The following is a 14,507-nucleotide window of genomic DNA, read 5'->3' as shown; positions in this document are numbered from 1 at the left end:
GTGTGTAGCCGCCCCTTTGGCTGTGGCGCGCTGGCGGGTCGCTGTATGGTCTCCCCCCGCTCGCCGGATGGAGGTGGCTGACTGTGGATGATCGCCGATGAGCCTGAGTGTGCTGGCGTCGCTGGTGGGCGGGATTGGTCTGTTCCTGCTGGGCATGTGGCTGATGACCGAAGGGCTCAAGCTGGCGGCCGGCGGCGCCCTTCAAGCTGTCCTGGAGTCCTGGACGCGATCTGCGCCTCGCGCCTTTTTGGCCGGCGTGTTGATCACGGCGCTGTTGCAGTCATCGAGCGCCGTCACAGTTGCGACGCTTGGCTTTGTGAATGCAGGCCTCCTGAGCCTAGCTCAGGCCGTATGGCTGATCATCGGAGCCAATGTCGGAACCACCATGACCGGTTGGTTGGTCGCCATGGTCGGCGTCAAGATCGATGTCGGCGCCTTGGCGCTCCCCTTGGTCGGGGTGGGAATGCTGACCCGGCTTGCGTTTCGGGGCCGGTCGCGGCTGTACGGGGCCGGCCAGGCTATCGCGGGGTTCGGGGCGTTCTTCCTCGGCGTTGGCGTCTTGCAGGAAGGGTTTGGCGAACTCCTGGGCGAGGTCGGCCATCTGGTTCCTACAGCGGCGACGGCTTCAAGTCTGCTGGTGGCCCTGGGGATCGGGGTCATGGTCACCGTCCTCACCCAATCATCCAGCGCGGCGATCGCCCTCACCTTGACCGCAGCCGCCAGCGGCAGCGTGCCTGTTGAGATCGCTGCCATGGCGGTCATTGGCACCAACATCGGCACAACGTCGACGGCGATCTTCGCAGCCCTTAGCGCTACGCCGGCCGCGCGGCGCGTGGCCAGCGCCCACGTCATTTTTAACATCGTGGCGGCGGCCGCGGCGTTGATCCTGTTGGCCCCCCTGCTGGCATTGAGCCGTTGGTTGATCGGCGTCGTTGGGCTGGAGGGAGACACCCCTGCGACCCTCGCTATGTTTCACACGCTTTTCAATTTGCTCGGCGTGCTGCCCATGGCCCTGACGGGGGGCACACTGGTCGCCTTCCTGCAAAGGCGGTTCGTTTCGGCCGAGGAAAGCCTCTCAAGGCCCCGGCACCTGGATGCGACCTTGGCCTCCGTGCCGTCACTGGCCCTGAGGGGGTTGATCCTTGAGGTCGAGCGGATGCGCGAGGCCGCGTTTGCGATGGTCGCTCAGCGGCGTCTCGCTGGAAACCTGTCTCCGATAGACGCCGAAAGTCAGCTTCAACCTTTGGGGCAAGCCATCCGAAACTTCATCGGCCACATGAGCACGGGCGCCCTTCCCGCCCCCGTGGTGAAGGCCATCCCCGATGTGATCCGGGCTGTTCAGCACCTGGAGGAGCTGGAGCGCATCAGTTTTCGCCTTCAGTCGGCGCCTGCACAGGCCAGTGCGGCTTCCCCGCGCTGGTCAGACCTGCAGCAGGCCCTGTCGGAGTCTCTCGAGACCGCCAGGGCGAGTGAGGGCGGATCTGATCCCGGATACGACCGTCTGATCGGCAATTCAGAACAGGCGTATCAGGATGTGAAGGCCGACCTGCTGCAGGCGACAGCCCAGGGTCGTCTGCCCGTTGCGGAGTTGGATCGCGCCCTTGGACTGGCTGATGCGTTGCGACGTTGCGCTGAACTCGCGGCCAAGACTCACAGGCGCCTGTCCCCATGGGACGGATATCCGAATGAGGCCCATGAGGAAGCTCAACACTTCACCGTGGAAGCCTGACGTGTCAGCGGCGGCCGCCTCCCTGCCCCGCGCCAGGCGCGGTTCGGAAGATGGCGCTCAAGACAAAGGCCGGCGCCGCGGTGGCGCCGGCCTTGTTCGCCGAGTTCTACAGGCGCCACGCGCAGGTGGCGGCCATCAAATGCGGCGCTGGCTTTAAGGGCGGTCGCAGCCTTAGCCGTTGACGGCGTCCTTGAGGGCCTTGGCCGGCTGGAACGACACCTTCTTGGAGGCGGCGATCTGGACGGCTTCGCCGGTCTGGGGGTTGCGGCCCGTGCGCGCCGGCTTGTTCTGCACCTTGAACTTGCCGAAGCCTGGCAGGGACACTTCCTCGCCGCTGATGGCGGCGTCGCGGATCGCGGCGAAAACGCCATCCACAATCTGCTTGGCCTGCGCCTTGGTCAGCTTGTCGTCGGCCGCGGCGACGCGATCGATGATGTCGGAGGTGTTCATGGATGGCTCCAGGTTGGGAATCAGCTTCCGACACTGCCAAGGGCCGGCGCCGGTGTCACCTTAGCAAATGGTCCAATCGCCCCGGATTCAAGGGAATTTTGCACGCTTAAGGTGAATGGCGGTGTCACTTGTCCGCCTGGGGTTTCGGTTTCGCCCTGCTGCGGTGGACCTGGAGCCGCGACTCCGGCACGGTTTGGGCATGCCTGTCACCCCCACCCCCCCGCCAGATGTCAGCGCGCACCTCGCTTCGCCGTCCTATCGACTGGCCGCGTTGGATCAGGAATTTCTGTTGGGAGACTCCATGCGCGGCGTCCGATTCCTGCTCGAATTCGCCAAGGCCGAGGAGGCGCTGCGGGCTTGGGGGGTGGTGTCCACGATCGTCGTGTTCGGCAGCGCCCGGGTCTCCTCTGAGGGACCTGGCCGCCAGGCGCAATGGTACGAGACTGCCCGCGGGTTCGGTCGTCTGGCGTCCGAGGTCGGCGGCGCCCTGCTGGATGGCCGGGAGGGCCGTCACAATGTCATCGCCACCGGCGGTGGACCGGGCATCATGGAGGCGGCCAATCGCGGCGCCCACGACGCGGGAGCGCCCTCCATCGGTTTCAATATCACCCTCCCCCACGAGCAGGCGCCCAATCCCTACTCCACCCCGGAACTCACCTTTCAGTTCCACTACTTCGCGATGCGCAAAATGCACCTGGCGATGCGGGCGAGCGCCCTGGTGATCTTTCCGGGCGGCTTCGGCACTCTGGACGAGTTGTTCGAACTCCTCACCCTTCGCCAGACCCACAAGAGTCCGCCCATTCCCATCGTTCTCTGCGACAAGGCCTATTGGTCGAACGTGATCAATTTTGAGGCCCTGGCAGAACACGGGATGATCTCGCCCGAGGATCTCGACCTGTTCGGCTACGCCGAAACCCCAGAGGAAATCTGGAGCCTTCTGGAAGCAAAAGGGCTGCACGCAGTCGATTAGTTGCTCGGCGGCGACATCCTGGTGAGCGTCACAGTCGCGCCACGGTTTCGCCTCAACCTGTCGGCGACCCAAAGGAGGCTGTTCCATGCGTGTCATCCGCAGCATTGCGCCGGCGCTCAGTCTGATCCTGACCTTCACGATCGGCGGCCTCGCCCTGGCTGATCCTGCCGAGGCGACGCTTACTGCGCGCCCCTTGGCGCCCCAGGTGAGCATCCAGCTCAGCCCTGAACTGGCGAAGAAAGCGCAGGACACCTACGGACTGGCCGAGGTCGAGGCGCAGGCTGAGCGCCTTCGCGCCCTGGTGGCGGAGGATCTGCAGCGCATGGGGGTCATGGCTGGCGGGCAGGTCACGTTGATCTTGGTCGATGTGCGCCCTAGCCGGCCGACCCGGCAGGAGATGTCTTCCCGCCCAGGGCTGTCGTTCCGCAGCGCGGCCCTCGGCGGCGCCAGCATCCAGGGCCAGATGACCAGCTTTGATGGCGCGACCACGCCTGTCGCCTACACTTGGTACGCCTCTGACCTGGCCGATTCCCGGCGGCAGTCTGTCTGGGGTGACGCTCAGTGGACCTTCGAGCGGTTCAGCCACCGCCTCAGCCGGGGGCAACTCTACGCCTTGCGCTGAGCCCAGAATTCGGCGTCAAGCTCATGACGTCTGAGGAGATTCATGCCGTCACCCGCCCCGCCCAGCGATTTGCCGCCCCTCGAGCGCCTGCTGGCGATCATGGCTCGCCTGCGTGATCCCAAGGAGGGCTGTCCTTGGGACCTGGCGCAGAGCTTCGCGACCATCGCCCCCTACACGGTGGAAGAAGCTTATGAGGTGGCCGACGCCATCGAGCGCAATGATCTCGTCGACCTCAAGGAAGAGCTCGGCGACCTTCTGCTGCAGGTGGTGTTCCATGCCCGTATCGCGCAGGAACAGGGCGCCTTCGCCTTCGAAGACGTGGCCCAGGCGATCAATGACAAGATGATCCGGCGTCATCCCCACGTCTTTGGTGAGGAAACCTATGCCACGGGGCAGGCCCAGACCGCCGCCTGGGAGGCCATGAAGGCGCAGGAGCGAGCCGGCAAAGGGCGGAATCACAGTCTGCTCGACGACGTGCCCGCAGGCCTGCCGGCCATGACGCGGGCCGTGAAGCTCACCCAGCGCGCAGCCCGGGTCGGTTTCGACTGGCCAGACGTGTCCTTCGTCTTGGAAAAGCTCCGCGAGGAGATCAGCGAGATGGAGGCCGAGATCGCCTCTGGGGACATTGAGGCCCTGCGCGGGGAGATCGGCGACGTGCTGTTCGTCATGGCCAATTTGGCCCGCAAGCTGGATATCGAGCCCGAGGACGCCCTGCGCTCCACCAACGCCAAGTTCGCCAGGCGCTTCCAGTTCATTGAGGCGGCGCTGGCCGAGCGCGGCCGCACCGCTGACCAGTCCGACCTGGCCGAGATGGACGCCCTGTGGGACGCCGCCAAGGTCGCCGAGCGGGCCTAGGCCTCATCCTCGGCGACCGACACGGCGCCCAGATCGATCCGGGGAAAAAGCTGTTCGAACTGGCCCAAGGCCTTAGGCGTCAATCGGACAGCCATGCGCACGGCGCCGTCGTCCTCGGTATGCCGATCGATCACCCGGCCGTTCTGATAGAGCCACGCGATGGCCGCCCCTTCGCCGGCGGGAAGATGAGCCTCCACAGCCGGCGACTCGTCCACCAGACCCGCGACGGCCAGCAGCAGAGGGGTGACTCCCTCCCCCGTCACGGCTGAGACCAGCAGGGCCGGAGGATGGGCGCGCCGCGCGTCCCCCTCGATCATTGGCCGGTCTTCGGCGTCGGTCAGATCGATCTTGTTCCAGACCTCAAGCACGCGGCGCTCGTCCATGTCGACGCCCAGACGCTCAAGCACCTCGCGGACATCGGCGGCCTCGGCGGCGCTTTCAGGGCTGGCGATGTCGCGGACGTGCAGGATTACGTCGGCCTCCTTCACCTCTTCCAGGGTGGCCCTGAACGACTCCACCAGTTCGTGCGGCAGGTCTGAGATGAAGCCGACCGTGTCCGACAGGATGGCGGGGCGCCCGTCCGGCAGGTTCAGCATCCGCAACGTCGGGTCGAGGGTGGCGAACAGCATGTCCTCCGCCATGACCTCGGCATTGGTCAGTCGGTTGAACAGGGTCGACTTGCCGGCGTTGGTATAACCAACCAGGGCGACGACCGGGTACGGCCGGCGTTTGCGGGCTGAGCGCTGCAGGGTGCGGGTGCGGCGGACCTCCACCAGTTCCTTTTTCAGCCGCCCGATTTTCTCGGCCAGCAGGCGGCGGTCGGTCTCGATCTGGGTTTCGCCAGGCCCGCCCATGACGCCAAAGCCGCCCCGCTGGCGCTCCAGGTGAGTCCAGGTCCGCACCAGGCGGGAACGCTCATAGGAGAGCCTGGCCAATTCGACCTGAAGCCGCCCCTCGCGGGTTCGAGCTCGCCTTGCGAAGATTTCCAGGATCAGGCCGGTGCGGTCTATGACCTTTACCTTCCAGGCCTTTTCCAGATTGCGCTGCTGGACCGGCGTCAGGGCGTCGTCGACAACCGCGACATCGATCTCAAGCTCTTCGCAGAGCTCGCCGAGCTCGGCCACCTTGCCCTTGCCGAACAAGGTGGCGGGCATGCGCTTTCGAACAGGCGCAACCAGGCCGCGGCGAATTTCAAGATCCAGAGCCAGGGCCAGGCCCTGGGCTTCTTCCAGGCGCGCCAGGGAGGAACGGGCGCCGCCGCGACCTTCCCGCTCAGGATGGATGATGAGCGCGCCCTGGACGGGCGTCTCGTGGTCTACGGGTGCGGAACTCAATCGGTCTCGTCTTCCGCCGGCTCGTACAGTTGGACGGGCTGGGCCGGCATAATGGTGGAGATGGCGTGTTTATAGACCAGTTGTGACTGACCATCACGGCGCAGGAGCACGCAGAAATTATCGAACCAGCTGACCACGCCCTGCAGCTTGACGCCGTTGACGAGGAAGATGGTCAGGGGAGTCTTGGCCTTGCGGACGCTGTTGAGAAAGGTGTCCTGCAGGTTCTGCTTTTTTTCGCTCATGGCTTTTCGCCCTTTTCTCCGATTAAGGGGCCACGCGCCCCCACACACACAAGGCAAGCTAGTCCATACCGGAGCCGCCGTGCAATCACGGTCGGCCCGTCAGAGGGCGGTCTGCTTCGCCCGCTCGATATAGAGGCTCCGCAGATGCTTCGCCACCGGCCCCGGCGCCCCGCCCCCGATGGGCTTGCCGTCGATGGCGATCACCGGCAGGACCAATGAGCCGGCGCCGGTGATGAAGGCTTCCTTCGCCTGCGCCATCTCCTCGGGCGTGAAGGGGCGCTCTTCGACCCTCAGCCCCGCCTGGCCGATGACCTCGAGCAGGGTGTGGCGCGTAACGCCGCGCAGGATGTTGGCCTGGGTGTCACGGGTGCGCAGCACACCAGCGGTATCCAGAATCCAGGCATTGGCTGAGGCGCCTTCCGTAATCAACCCAAGCTCATCGACAAACAGCGCCTCGCCGGCCCCGCGCTCACGGGCGGCCTGCCGGGCCAGGACGTTGGGCAGCAGGCCCACAGTCTTGATGTCGCAACGGCCCCAGCGGTTCTCAGGCGTGGTGATCACCGAGATTCCCTGAGCAGCCTTGGCTTCGGAGGCCGCGCGGTCGAGTGACTTGGCGGTGATCACCACCGAAGGGGAGATGTCGCCATCCGGAAAGGCGTGGTCACGGGGGGCGACGCCGCGGCTGACCTGGAGATAGATCAAACCTTCCCGCACATGGTTGCGTCGCAGCACCTCGCGCAGGACGATCGTGAGCGCGGCCCGTGACATGGGTTCAGGGATCTGCAGCTCAGTCAGGCTTCGCTTGAGCCGGGCGAAGTGACCTTCGGCGTCTGCAAGCCTGCCGCCAAATATGGACCAGACCTCATAGACCGCGTCCGCAAGCTGATAGCCCCGGTCCTCGATATGAACCGCGGCCTCGGCGTGCCGCTGGTAGCGACCGTTTACATAGGCGATGCGCCCCATGACTATTCGACGCCCTCCTCAAGCGCGCGGGCCCCCGACAAGCCAAGGGATTTGAGTTTCCGATGGAGCGCGGAGCGCTCCATGCCGATAAAGGCTGCGGTGCGCGAAATATTGCCGGAAAACCGCATCATCTGGGCGCTGAGATACTCCCGTTCGAAGGTTTCGCGGGCCTCGCGCAGCGGCAGGGCGATAATCCTGTCAGCCCCCAGCAGGCCGCCGCCATCGGTCGGCGGCGCGTCAGATGGCACCATTTCGGCGGTGATCGGCTCCTTGGGATCGCCTGAGGTCAGGATGAGCATCCGTTCGACCACATTGCGCAACTGCCTCAGATTCCCCGGCCACGGCCGGACCTGAAGTGCGCCGATAGCGTCCTCCGAGAGCACCCGCCGCGGCATGCCGCTGGCCTCGCAGATCCGCTCAATGAAGTTTTCCACAAGCTCTGGAATGTCCTCCCGCCGCTCCGCCACGCCCGGCACAGCCACGGGGACGACGTTGAGACGGTGGAACAGGTCCTCGCGGAACCGGCCCTCGGCGATCTCCTCACGCAGATTGCGTGAGGTCGAGGACATCACCCTCACATCCACCTGGACGTCGGCGTCGCCATTGACCCTGCGGAACCGCTGCTCCACCAGCACCCGCAGGATGCGGCTCTGGGTCTCGCGGGGCATGTCGGCGACCTCGTCAAGATAGAGCGTGCCGGCATGGGCGCGTTCAAAGACCCCGATCTTGCCTGGCCGACCGCCCTCCCCTTCGACGCCGAACAACTCCACGTCCATGCGCTCGGGTGTCATACCGGCGGCGCTGATGGCGACGAACTCGCCCTTGGCCCGCGGGCTGGCCGAATGGATCAGGCGCGCCACCGTCTCCTTGCCGGAGCCCGGAGGCCCCGCGATCAGCACACGGCTGTTGGCGGCGGCCAGCTTGGCGATCATCTGGCGGAGATGCTGGGCGGGCATGGACTTGCCGATCAGGCCCTCAGGCATGATCGCCTGGGTCCGCAGTCGACGGTTCTCCCGGCGCAGATTGGCCGCCTCCAGGGCGCGATCGACCACCAGCAGCAGCCGATCGGACTTGAAGGGCTTTTCCAGGAAGTCGTAGGCCCCGCGCTTGATGGCGCTGACGGCGGTTTCAATATTGCCGTGCCCGGAAATCATGACCACAGGCAGGTCTGGATCCAGCGACTTGAGCAGGTCCAGCAGTTCCAGACCGTCCATGCCTCCGCCCTGCATCCAGATGTCGAGGATGAGGAGGGACGGCCGCCTGGCGCGAACCGCCGCCAGCGCGCTTTCGGAATCCGACGCTGTGCGGACCTCATAGCCTTCGTCGGCCAGGATTCCGGCCACCAGGTCGCGGATGTCGACCTCGTCGTCCACCACCAGCACGTCAGCGGCCATGGGCTTCTCCTTCGAACATCAATTCAGGGTCATGCGAGGCGCTGGCAGGACGGCCAGCCACCGGCAGGCTCAGGATCACACGCGCGCCCCGCCCCCGGGCGGCGTCGGTCAGGGACAGTTCGCCCCCATGGTCTTCCAGGATGCGCTTGACGATGGCCAGCCCCAGTCCCGTGCCCTTTTCCCGGGTCGTCACATAGGGTTCGGTCAGGCGGTCGCGATCCTTATCGGGAAGGCCGACTCCATTGTCCTCGATCGATATGGTGACGGTCTCGGCCGACGCGGACATGCGCACATTGATGCGGCCAGCTGGACGGGGGCTGATCTCAAGGCGGGCGTGCACGGCCTCAGCGGCGTTTTTGAGGATATTGGTCAGGGCCTGAGCCAGCATTCGACCATCCGCCATGACGGTCACCTCGGGCGCCGGCGCCGCCAGGACGATCTTGAGGTCGGGATTGGCCACCCCTTGAGCGAAGATCTGGGCCCGAACCAGTTCGGCGAGGTCCTGAGGCGAAAATCTCGGGGCCGGCATCCGGGCGAAGGCCGAGAACTCGTCCACCATCCGACCGATGTCGCCGACCTGCCGCACTATGGTGTCGGTGCAACGGTCAAAGGTCTCCAGGTCGGCGGCCGACACGTCCTTGCGGAATTTGCGGCGGAGGCGTTCGGCCGACAGCTGGATCGGGGTCAGCGGGTTCTTGATCTCGTGGGCGATGCGTCGGGCCACGTCCTTCCAGGCCGCATTCCGCTGTGCGGCGACCAGGCGGGTTATGTCGTCAAAGGTCAGCACAAGGCCGCTCTCGCTCCGGCTGGCGCGAACCCTCAGGCGATGGCTTTCCCGGTCCCGCTGCAGGTCGACCTCGGCCTCGGCCTCCCCGGAGACTGCAGCCTGTCCGGCCACAGCGCTAAGCTCCGGCGCCAGCTCGGCCAAGGTGAGACCTTCCACAGGTCCCTCTTTCAGATCCAGCAGTTGCGCGGCCTGCCGGTTCAGTGCGGAAATCCGCCCATGACTGTCCAAGCCGATCACGCCGGCGCTGACCTCCGACAACACCGTCTCAATGAATTCCCGTCGCCCCTCGGCCTCGTCACTGGCCCGCTTCAACGCCTCCTGTTGGGCTTGAAGGTCGTGAGTCATGCTGTTGAAGGCGCGTGACAAAACGGCGATCTCTTCAAGATCATTCCTGGCGTCGACCCGGGCGCTGAGATCGCCCCCGGCCACCCGGCCCGCCGCCTGAACAAGTCGGGCCACAGGCCCGGAGATGGCGTTGGCCGCCGACATGCCGAGCCACACCGCCCCGACCAGGACCAGCAGGGCGGTCTCCACATAGCTCAAGGCGAACACGGTCTGGATCCGGGCCCGGCTCTGGGCGGCTTCCCGATAGGATATCAGGGAGCCTTCCGCCTCGATCAGATGGGTGATGATTCCCGTCTCCACGGGCCGCGCCACATAGAGGTAGGCGTCATCGTAGTCATTGAGGCGATAGAGCGCCCGCATGAGGTCTGAGGAGTCGAACGCGGGCACCGAGATATCGCCCTCGTCAGCCGCCTGGAAACTCGACTCCGGGGGCATGACGAACGGCGGCGCATCAGGCGCCTCGGACCGCGCCAGGACCCGGCCTTCCCGATCAATCAGATAGGCGGCCGGAAAGGCGTGATAGGCCGCCTGATAGGACAGGAAATGCGCAAATGTGACCGGCGAGGTGGCCAGCGCCGGGGCCGCCCGGTTGAGGTCGACCGACATCAGGGACACATGTTCGCCGATGTAGCGCTTCTGGTCCTCCACATAGGACCGCGCCACAGTGGCGGAGTTCTCCACCACCGTCTGGACCCGTTCGCTGAACCAGTTGTCGACCCCGCGATTGACCAGCACGCCATAGAACAGGGCGACCACCACCGCCGGCGCGACCGCAGCCACGGCGAATAGGGTGACGAAGCGCAGGTGCAGTCGCGCGCCAGCGTCGACAGATCGGGCGTCCAACAGGGCGAGGAGACGAAACCCCACCAGGGCGGCCAGGATCAGGATCAGCACCAGATTGAGGCTGAGCACGGTCAGGATGGCGTTTGACGCCGGCCGCAGGGGCCCGGCCTCAGGCGGCGAGGCCGCCAGCAGGATCGCCACCGCCGTCAGGATTGACGCCAGCAGATACCCGCCGCCGAGGACATAGCGGGACTGCATCGCGCGCCAGAGTCTGGCGGACGGTTTGGTGGCTTCCAGGCTCCCGAGCAGCGAGGTCATGATGACGCAGCCTAGGCCCAACTGTGTCTGGAACTCAACACAGATGTTGCTTGATTACGTCAGGTTGTTGCCTGCTGCGAGATCGCCCGGCGTCAACGGCGGCCGCGGGTTAGATCTACGCCGAGATCCTGGATTTTCTTGCGCAGAGTGTTGCGGTTCAAGCCGAGGATCTCAGCCGCCCTCACCTGATTTCCGCGGGTCGCCGCCAGGGTCAGCTGGATGAGCGGACGTTCGACCTCCTCCAGGACCCGGTCATAGAGACCGACCGGTGGCACGCCATCAGGCTGCTCGGCGAAGTAGCCGCCCAGGTGGCGCTCGACGAGTTGGGCGAGAGTCAGCGGCCCCTCCTGGCCGGGCTGGCTCGGTTGCTGATCGGCCAGCTCCTTCTCGACGATGCGGGCGGTGATCAGCTCTTCAGCATAGAGGGCGCAGACCCGGCGGATGAGGTTTTCAAGTTCGCGCACATTGCCGGGCCAGGCATGCAGCTTCAGACGCTCAAGGGCGGCCTGGTCGATCGTCTTGGAAGGCAGCCCTTCGCGGTTGGCGCGCAGCAGGAAGGAGCGGGCGAGATCTGGAATGTCCTCTGTGCGGTCGCGCAGGGGCGGCAAACGGATCGGAGCCACGTTCAGGCGGAAATAAAGGTCCTCTCGGAACAGGCCCTGGGCGATCAGCGCCCGCAGGTCGCGGTTGGTGGCGGCGATGAGCCGAGCGTTGGGCCGCCGGCCAGTCTTGGGATTGAGGGCAGGTTCCGATCCGTCGATGACCCGCAGCAGCCTGGTCTGGGCGTCCAGGGGCATGTCGCCGATTTCGTCGAGGAACAGGGTGCCACCGTCGGCCTCGACCAGCTTGCCGCTGTCGCCGTCTGCCCGACCAAACAGCTCGGCCTCAACGCGCTCCCGCGGGGTGGCGGCCAGGTTGATGACGACGAACTTGCCGTCCTTGCGCCGTCCCATGTCATGAAGGGCGCGAGCCACAAGCTCTTTGCCCGTGCCGGATTCCCCCAGGATCAGAACGGTGAGGTCCGCGCCAACCAGGCGCGCGATGGTGCGATAGACCTCCTGCATCGGGGCTGAGCGGCCAATCAGCGGCAGACGTTCGTCGCGAATGGCGCGGGCCTGGGCCCTGGACGCCTCCGGATCGGCCGGGCGCGCCAGGGCCCGCCGCGCCAGGGCGGTCATGTCGTCCAGGTCGAAGGGCTTTGGCACATAGTCAAAGGCGCCGATCTCGGCGGCGTTGACGGCGGTCAGCAGGGTGTTCTGCGCGCTCATGATGATGACCGGCAGTTTGGGCCGCTCCTTGCGGATGCGGGGCAGGACATCGAACACGTTCTCGTCCGGCATCATCACGTCGGTGATGACCAGGTCGCCCTCGCCCTCAGACACCCATTTCAGCAGGGTCGAGGCGTTGCCCGTGGCGCGGACCTGGTAGCCGAGCCGGGTGAAGGACTGCGAAAGCACGAGCCGGATGGAGGAGTCATCATCGGCGATCAGGATCTTCTTTCCGGCGGCGCTCATGCCGTAACGTCCTTTTCAGTCACAATGGGAAGCAGCACCCGGAACACTGTCCGACCGGGCTCGGATTCGAAGTCGATCATGCCGCCGTGGCCGACGACCAGCTTGGACACCAGGGCCAGGCCGAGGCCCGCACCCATCGGCTTGGTGGTCACGAACGGCTGGAAGAGGCTTTCGCGAAGATGGACTGGCACGCCGGGACCGTTGTCCTGGATGCGAATTTCCAGGGGCGCCCCGCGGAGCTGCCGGTCCTTGGCCGAACGCACCCGAACCCCATGACGATAGGCCGTGGTGATCAGCACCTCGCCGCGACCATCACCGCGCATGTGGGCGGCCTCCGAGGCGTTTTTCACCAGGTTCAGGAAGACCTGGATCAGCTGATCCTCATCCCCTGGCGTCGAAGGCAGAGACGGATCGTACTGCTCGCGCAGCAGCAGGCCATCGGCCACGCCGTTGACGGCCAAGGCCCGAACCCGGTCGAGCACCTCGTGGATGTTGACCGGATCACGAGCCGGCGGCGCGTCGTCGGCGAAAACCTCCATCCGGTCCACCAGCCGCTTCACCCGATCGGTCTCATCGACGATCAATTGCGCCAGGGGCACGTCGTCGGCCTTTGCGCCGGCCTTCAGCAACTGGGCGGCCCCGCGGATGCCGGCCAGGGGGTTCTTGATCTCGTGGGCGAGCATGCGCCCCAGACCCATGATCGAGCGGAGGCCCGCGGCGTCGCCGCCAAACTCAGAGAAGACACCGCCCTTGACCTGCAGGGAGAGCAGGACCGAACCGTCCCCCAGCGGAACCGCCGCGCCGTCGGCCTCGAAGGTCGGCTGGCCAAAGAGGCTGATCTCCAGGCCCCGTTCCCGCACGGCGCCGCCCTCTTCCAGGGCGCGGTTCAGAAGGGCGACCATGGGCGAGCCCGGCGGAAGCGCAGCGCGGAACCGGCCCCGGGCCAACAGGCCGAGGCCCTGGCCGAATAGGGCCTCGGCGGCCTCGTTGACCGCGACCAGCGCGCCCTCTCCGTCGATGACCAGGGCAGGCTCGGGGCTAAGGTCAAAGGCGGCGGACTTCAGGGCGTTCAAATCAACCCCCGCCTGTGTGCTTCGGGTCCGACTGGTCATGCGGCCAACCTCGTTTCGGGATCACGCCACAAGGCGATTAACTCCAGTTTCACCTGGGACGGATCCTCCAGTCGGCAGAGCCGCCCGCGGGCGGCTCGCCTGGCCTCGGCCTGCATGGGCCAGGGCGCGTTATCGATGTAGGCGGCGAGGTGCTTGCGGAAGATGCGCAGGCCCAGGCGCTCGCCATAGAATTCCAGGCTGTCGTCGAGATGAGCCATCACCAGGGCCAGCCGCGTCTCCACGTCAGGACTCTCGAACGGCGTTCCTGCCAGGGCGGCCTCGATCTCGGCGGCGATCCAAGGCCGGCCGTACACCGCGCGGCCGACCATCACCCCGTCGGCGCCCGACTGGTCGAGAGCCAGTTGGGCGGTACGCCCATCGACGATGTCGCCATTGACGATCACCGGCACATCCACGGCGGCCTTCACCGAGGCCACGGCGCGCCAGTCGGCTGCGCCGCGATAGAACTGACTGCGGGTGCGACCGTGCACGGTCATCGCCTGAACGCCCCGGGCCTGGAACCGCACGGCGAGCTCAGCGGCGTTGCGTGACCCCTCGTCCCATCCCAGGCGCATTTTCACCGTCACCGGGACCTCTGCGGCCTCGACCACAGCGGCGACAATGTCTTCGGCCAGGTCGGGCTCGCGCATCAGGGCCGAACCGCAGGCCACGCCGGTCACTTCACGGGCCGGACACCCGAAGTTGAGGTCGATGATCTGGGCCCCAGCGCGAACGGCCAGACGCGCGCCCTGGGCCATGGTCGCCGGGTCCTTGCCTACCAGCTGGACCACCATCAGCGGCAAGCCCTCACCGACCGCGGCCCGGCGGACCACGTCGGGGCGCCCCTTGGCGAACTCATCCGAAGCGACCATCTCGGTCGCCACGTATGACGCCCCGAGACGGCTGGCCAGACGACGGAATGGAAGGTCAGACACGCCGGTCATCGGCGCGATCCAGACGCGCCCGCCAACCTTGACCGTACCGACCTTGAGCTGTCTGCTCATTTTATGATCACCCCTACCGCTGCCTTTTTAGGCAATTTGTGCGGCGCCGTAAAGCCTGGACAACAACGCCCGAGCGCCTAAACAC

The 14,507-nt window shown here is 66.0% G+C and carries 13 protein-coding genes; 4 read left to right on the top strand and 9 right to left on the bottom strand.

Annotated features, from left to right (window positions below):
• Positions 1–97 precede the first annotated feature (97 nt).
• On the top strand, positions 98–1,729 hold the full coding sequence (locus Q8K84_RS11630) for a Na/Pi cotransporter family protein (RefSeq protein ID WP_305282777.1): 1,632 nt from the start codon (positions 98–100) through the stop codon (positions 1,727–1,729).
• A gap of 171 nt (positions 1,730–1,900) precedes the next feature.
• On the opposite strand, the gene Q8K84_RS11625 is transcribed toward Q8K84_RS11630, so the two are convergent.
• Entirely contained in the window at positions 1,901–2,179 is a 279-nt protein-coding gene (locus Q8K84_RS11625; protein ID WP_304752677.1) for an HU family DNA-binding protein, read from the bottom strand.
• Between the two features lie 199 nt (positions 2,180–2,378).
• Here Q8K84_RS11625 and Q8K84_RS11620 point away from each other — a divergent pair, with 199 nt between their 5' ends.
• From Q8K84_RS11620 to mazG, 3 genes are all read left to right on the top strand, one after another.
• Positions 2,379–3,149, top strand: a complete 771-nt coding sequence (locus tag Q8K84_RS11620) for a TIGR00730 family Rossman fold protein (protein WP_305282776.1) — start codon at positions 2,379–2,381, stop codon at positions 3,147–3,149.
• 85 nt (positions 3,150–3,234) lie between these two features.
• Positions 3,235–3,771, top strand: coding sequence for a hypothetical protein (locus tag Q8K84_RS11615; protein ID WP_305282775.1), 537 nt, complete (start codon positions 3,235–3,237; stop codon positions 3,769–3,771).
• A gap of 42 nt (positions 3,772–3,813) precedes the next feature.
• On the top strand, positions 3,814–4,626 hold the full coding sequence (mazG, locus tag Q8K84_RS11610) for a nucleoside triphosphate pyrophosphohydrolase (protein ID WP_305282774.1): 813 nt from the start codon (positions 3,814–3,816) through the stop codon (positions 4,624–4,626).
• Here mazG and hflX read toward each other — a convergent pair.
• The 8 genes from hflX to dusB all read right to left on the bottom strand — a co-directional run bounded on the left by hflX (position 4,623) and on the right by dusB (position 14,422).
• Positions 4,623–5,960: a GTPase HflX gene (gene hflX / locus Q8K84_RS11605; RefSeq protein WP_305282773.1), complete on the bottom strand. Its 1,338-nt coding sequence runs from the start codon at positions 5,958–5,960 to the stop codon at positions 4,623–4,625. The genes mazG and hflX overlap by 4 nt on opposite strands.
• Positions 5,957–6,202 carry an RNA chaperone Hfq gene (hfq, locus tag Q8K84_RS11600; protein ID WP_293318910.1) on the bottom strand — a complete coding sequence of 82 codons (246 nt, stop codon included), beginning with the start codon at positions 6,200–6,202 and terminating at the stop codon, positions 5,957–5,959. The genes hflX and hfq overlap by 4 nt, the downstream gene beginning before the upstream one ends.
• Before the next feature lie 99 nt (positions 6,203–6,301).
• Positions 6,302–7,165, bottom strand: a complete 864-nt coding sequence (locus Q8K84_RS11595; protein ID WP_305282772.1) for a D-amino-acid transaminase — start codon at positions 7,163–7,165, stop codon at positions 6,302–6,304.
• Between the two features lie 2 nt (positions 7,166–7,167).
• Positions 7,168–8,559 carry a sigma-54 dependent transcriptional regulator gene (locus Q8K84_RS11590; protein WP_305282771.1) on the bottom strand — a complete coding sequence of 464 codons (1,392 nt, stop codon included), beginning with the start codon at positions 8,557–8,559 and terminating at the stop codon, positions 7,168–7,170.
• Positions 8,549–10,792: a PAS domain-containing sensor histidine kinase gene (locus tag Q8K84_RS11585; protein WP_305282770.1), complete on the bottom strand. Its 2,244-nt coding sequence runs from the start codon at positions 10,790–10,792 to the stop codon at positions 8,549–8,551. Before Q8K84_RS11585 ends, Q8K84_RS11590 begins: the two co-directional genes overlap by 11 nt.
• 92 nt (positions 10,793–10,884) lie before the next feature.
• Positions 10,885–12,306, bottom strand: coding sequence for a sigma 54-interacting transcriptional regulator (locus Q8K84_RS11580; protein ID WP_305282769.1), 1,422 nt, complete (start codon positions 12,304–12,306; stop codon positions 10,885–10,887).
• Positions 12,303–13,418, bottom strand: coding sequence for a nitrogen regulation protein NR(II) (locus tag Q8K84_RS11575; protein ID WP_305282768.1), 1,116 nt, complete (start codon positions 13,416–13,418; stop codon positions 12,303–12,305). Before Q8K84_RS11575 ends, Q8K84_RS11580 begins: the two co-directional genes overlap by 4 nt.
• Positions 13,415–14,422 (bottom strand): tRNA dihydrouridine synthase DusB, encoded by a 1,008-nt coding sequence (gene dusB / locus Q8K84_RS11570; RefSeq protein WP_305282767.1) that lies wholly within the window; start codon positions 14,420–14,422, stop codon positions 13,415–13,417. Before dusB ends, Q8K84_RS11575 begins: the two co-directional genes overlap by 4 nt.
• Positions 14,423–14,507 lie beyond the last annotated feature (85 nt).

It is taken from the genome of Phenylobacterium sp. (assembly GCF_030679875.1).
Classification (GTDB): Bacteria; Pseudomonadota; Alphaproteobacteria; order Caulobacterales; family Caulobacteraceae; genus Phenylobacterium.
The sequence above is the reverse complement of the archived record's forward strand: the minus strand, read 5'-3'. Positions and strand labels throughout refer to the sequence as shown.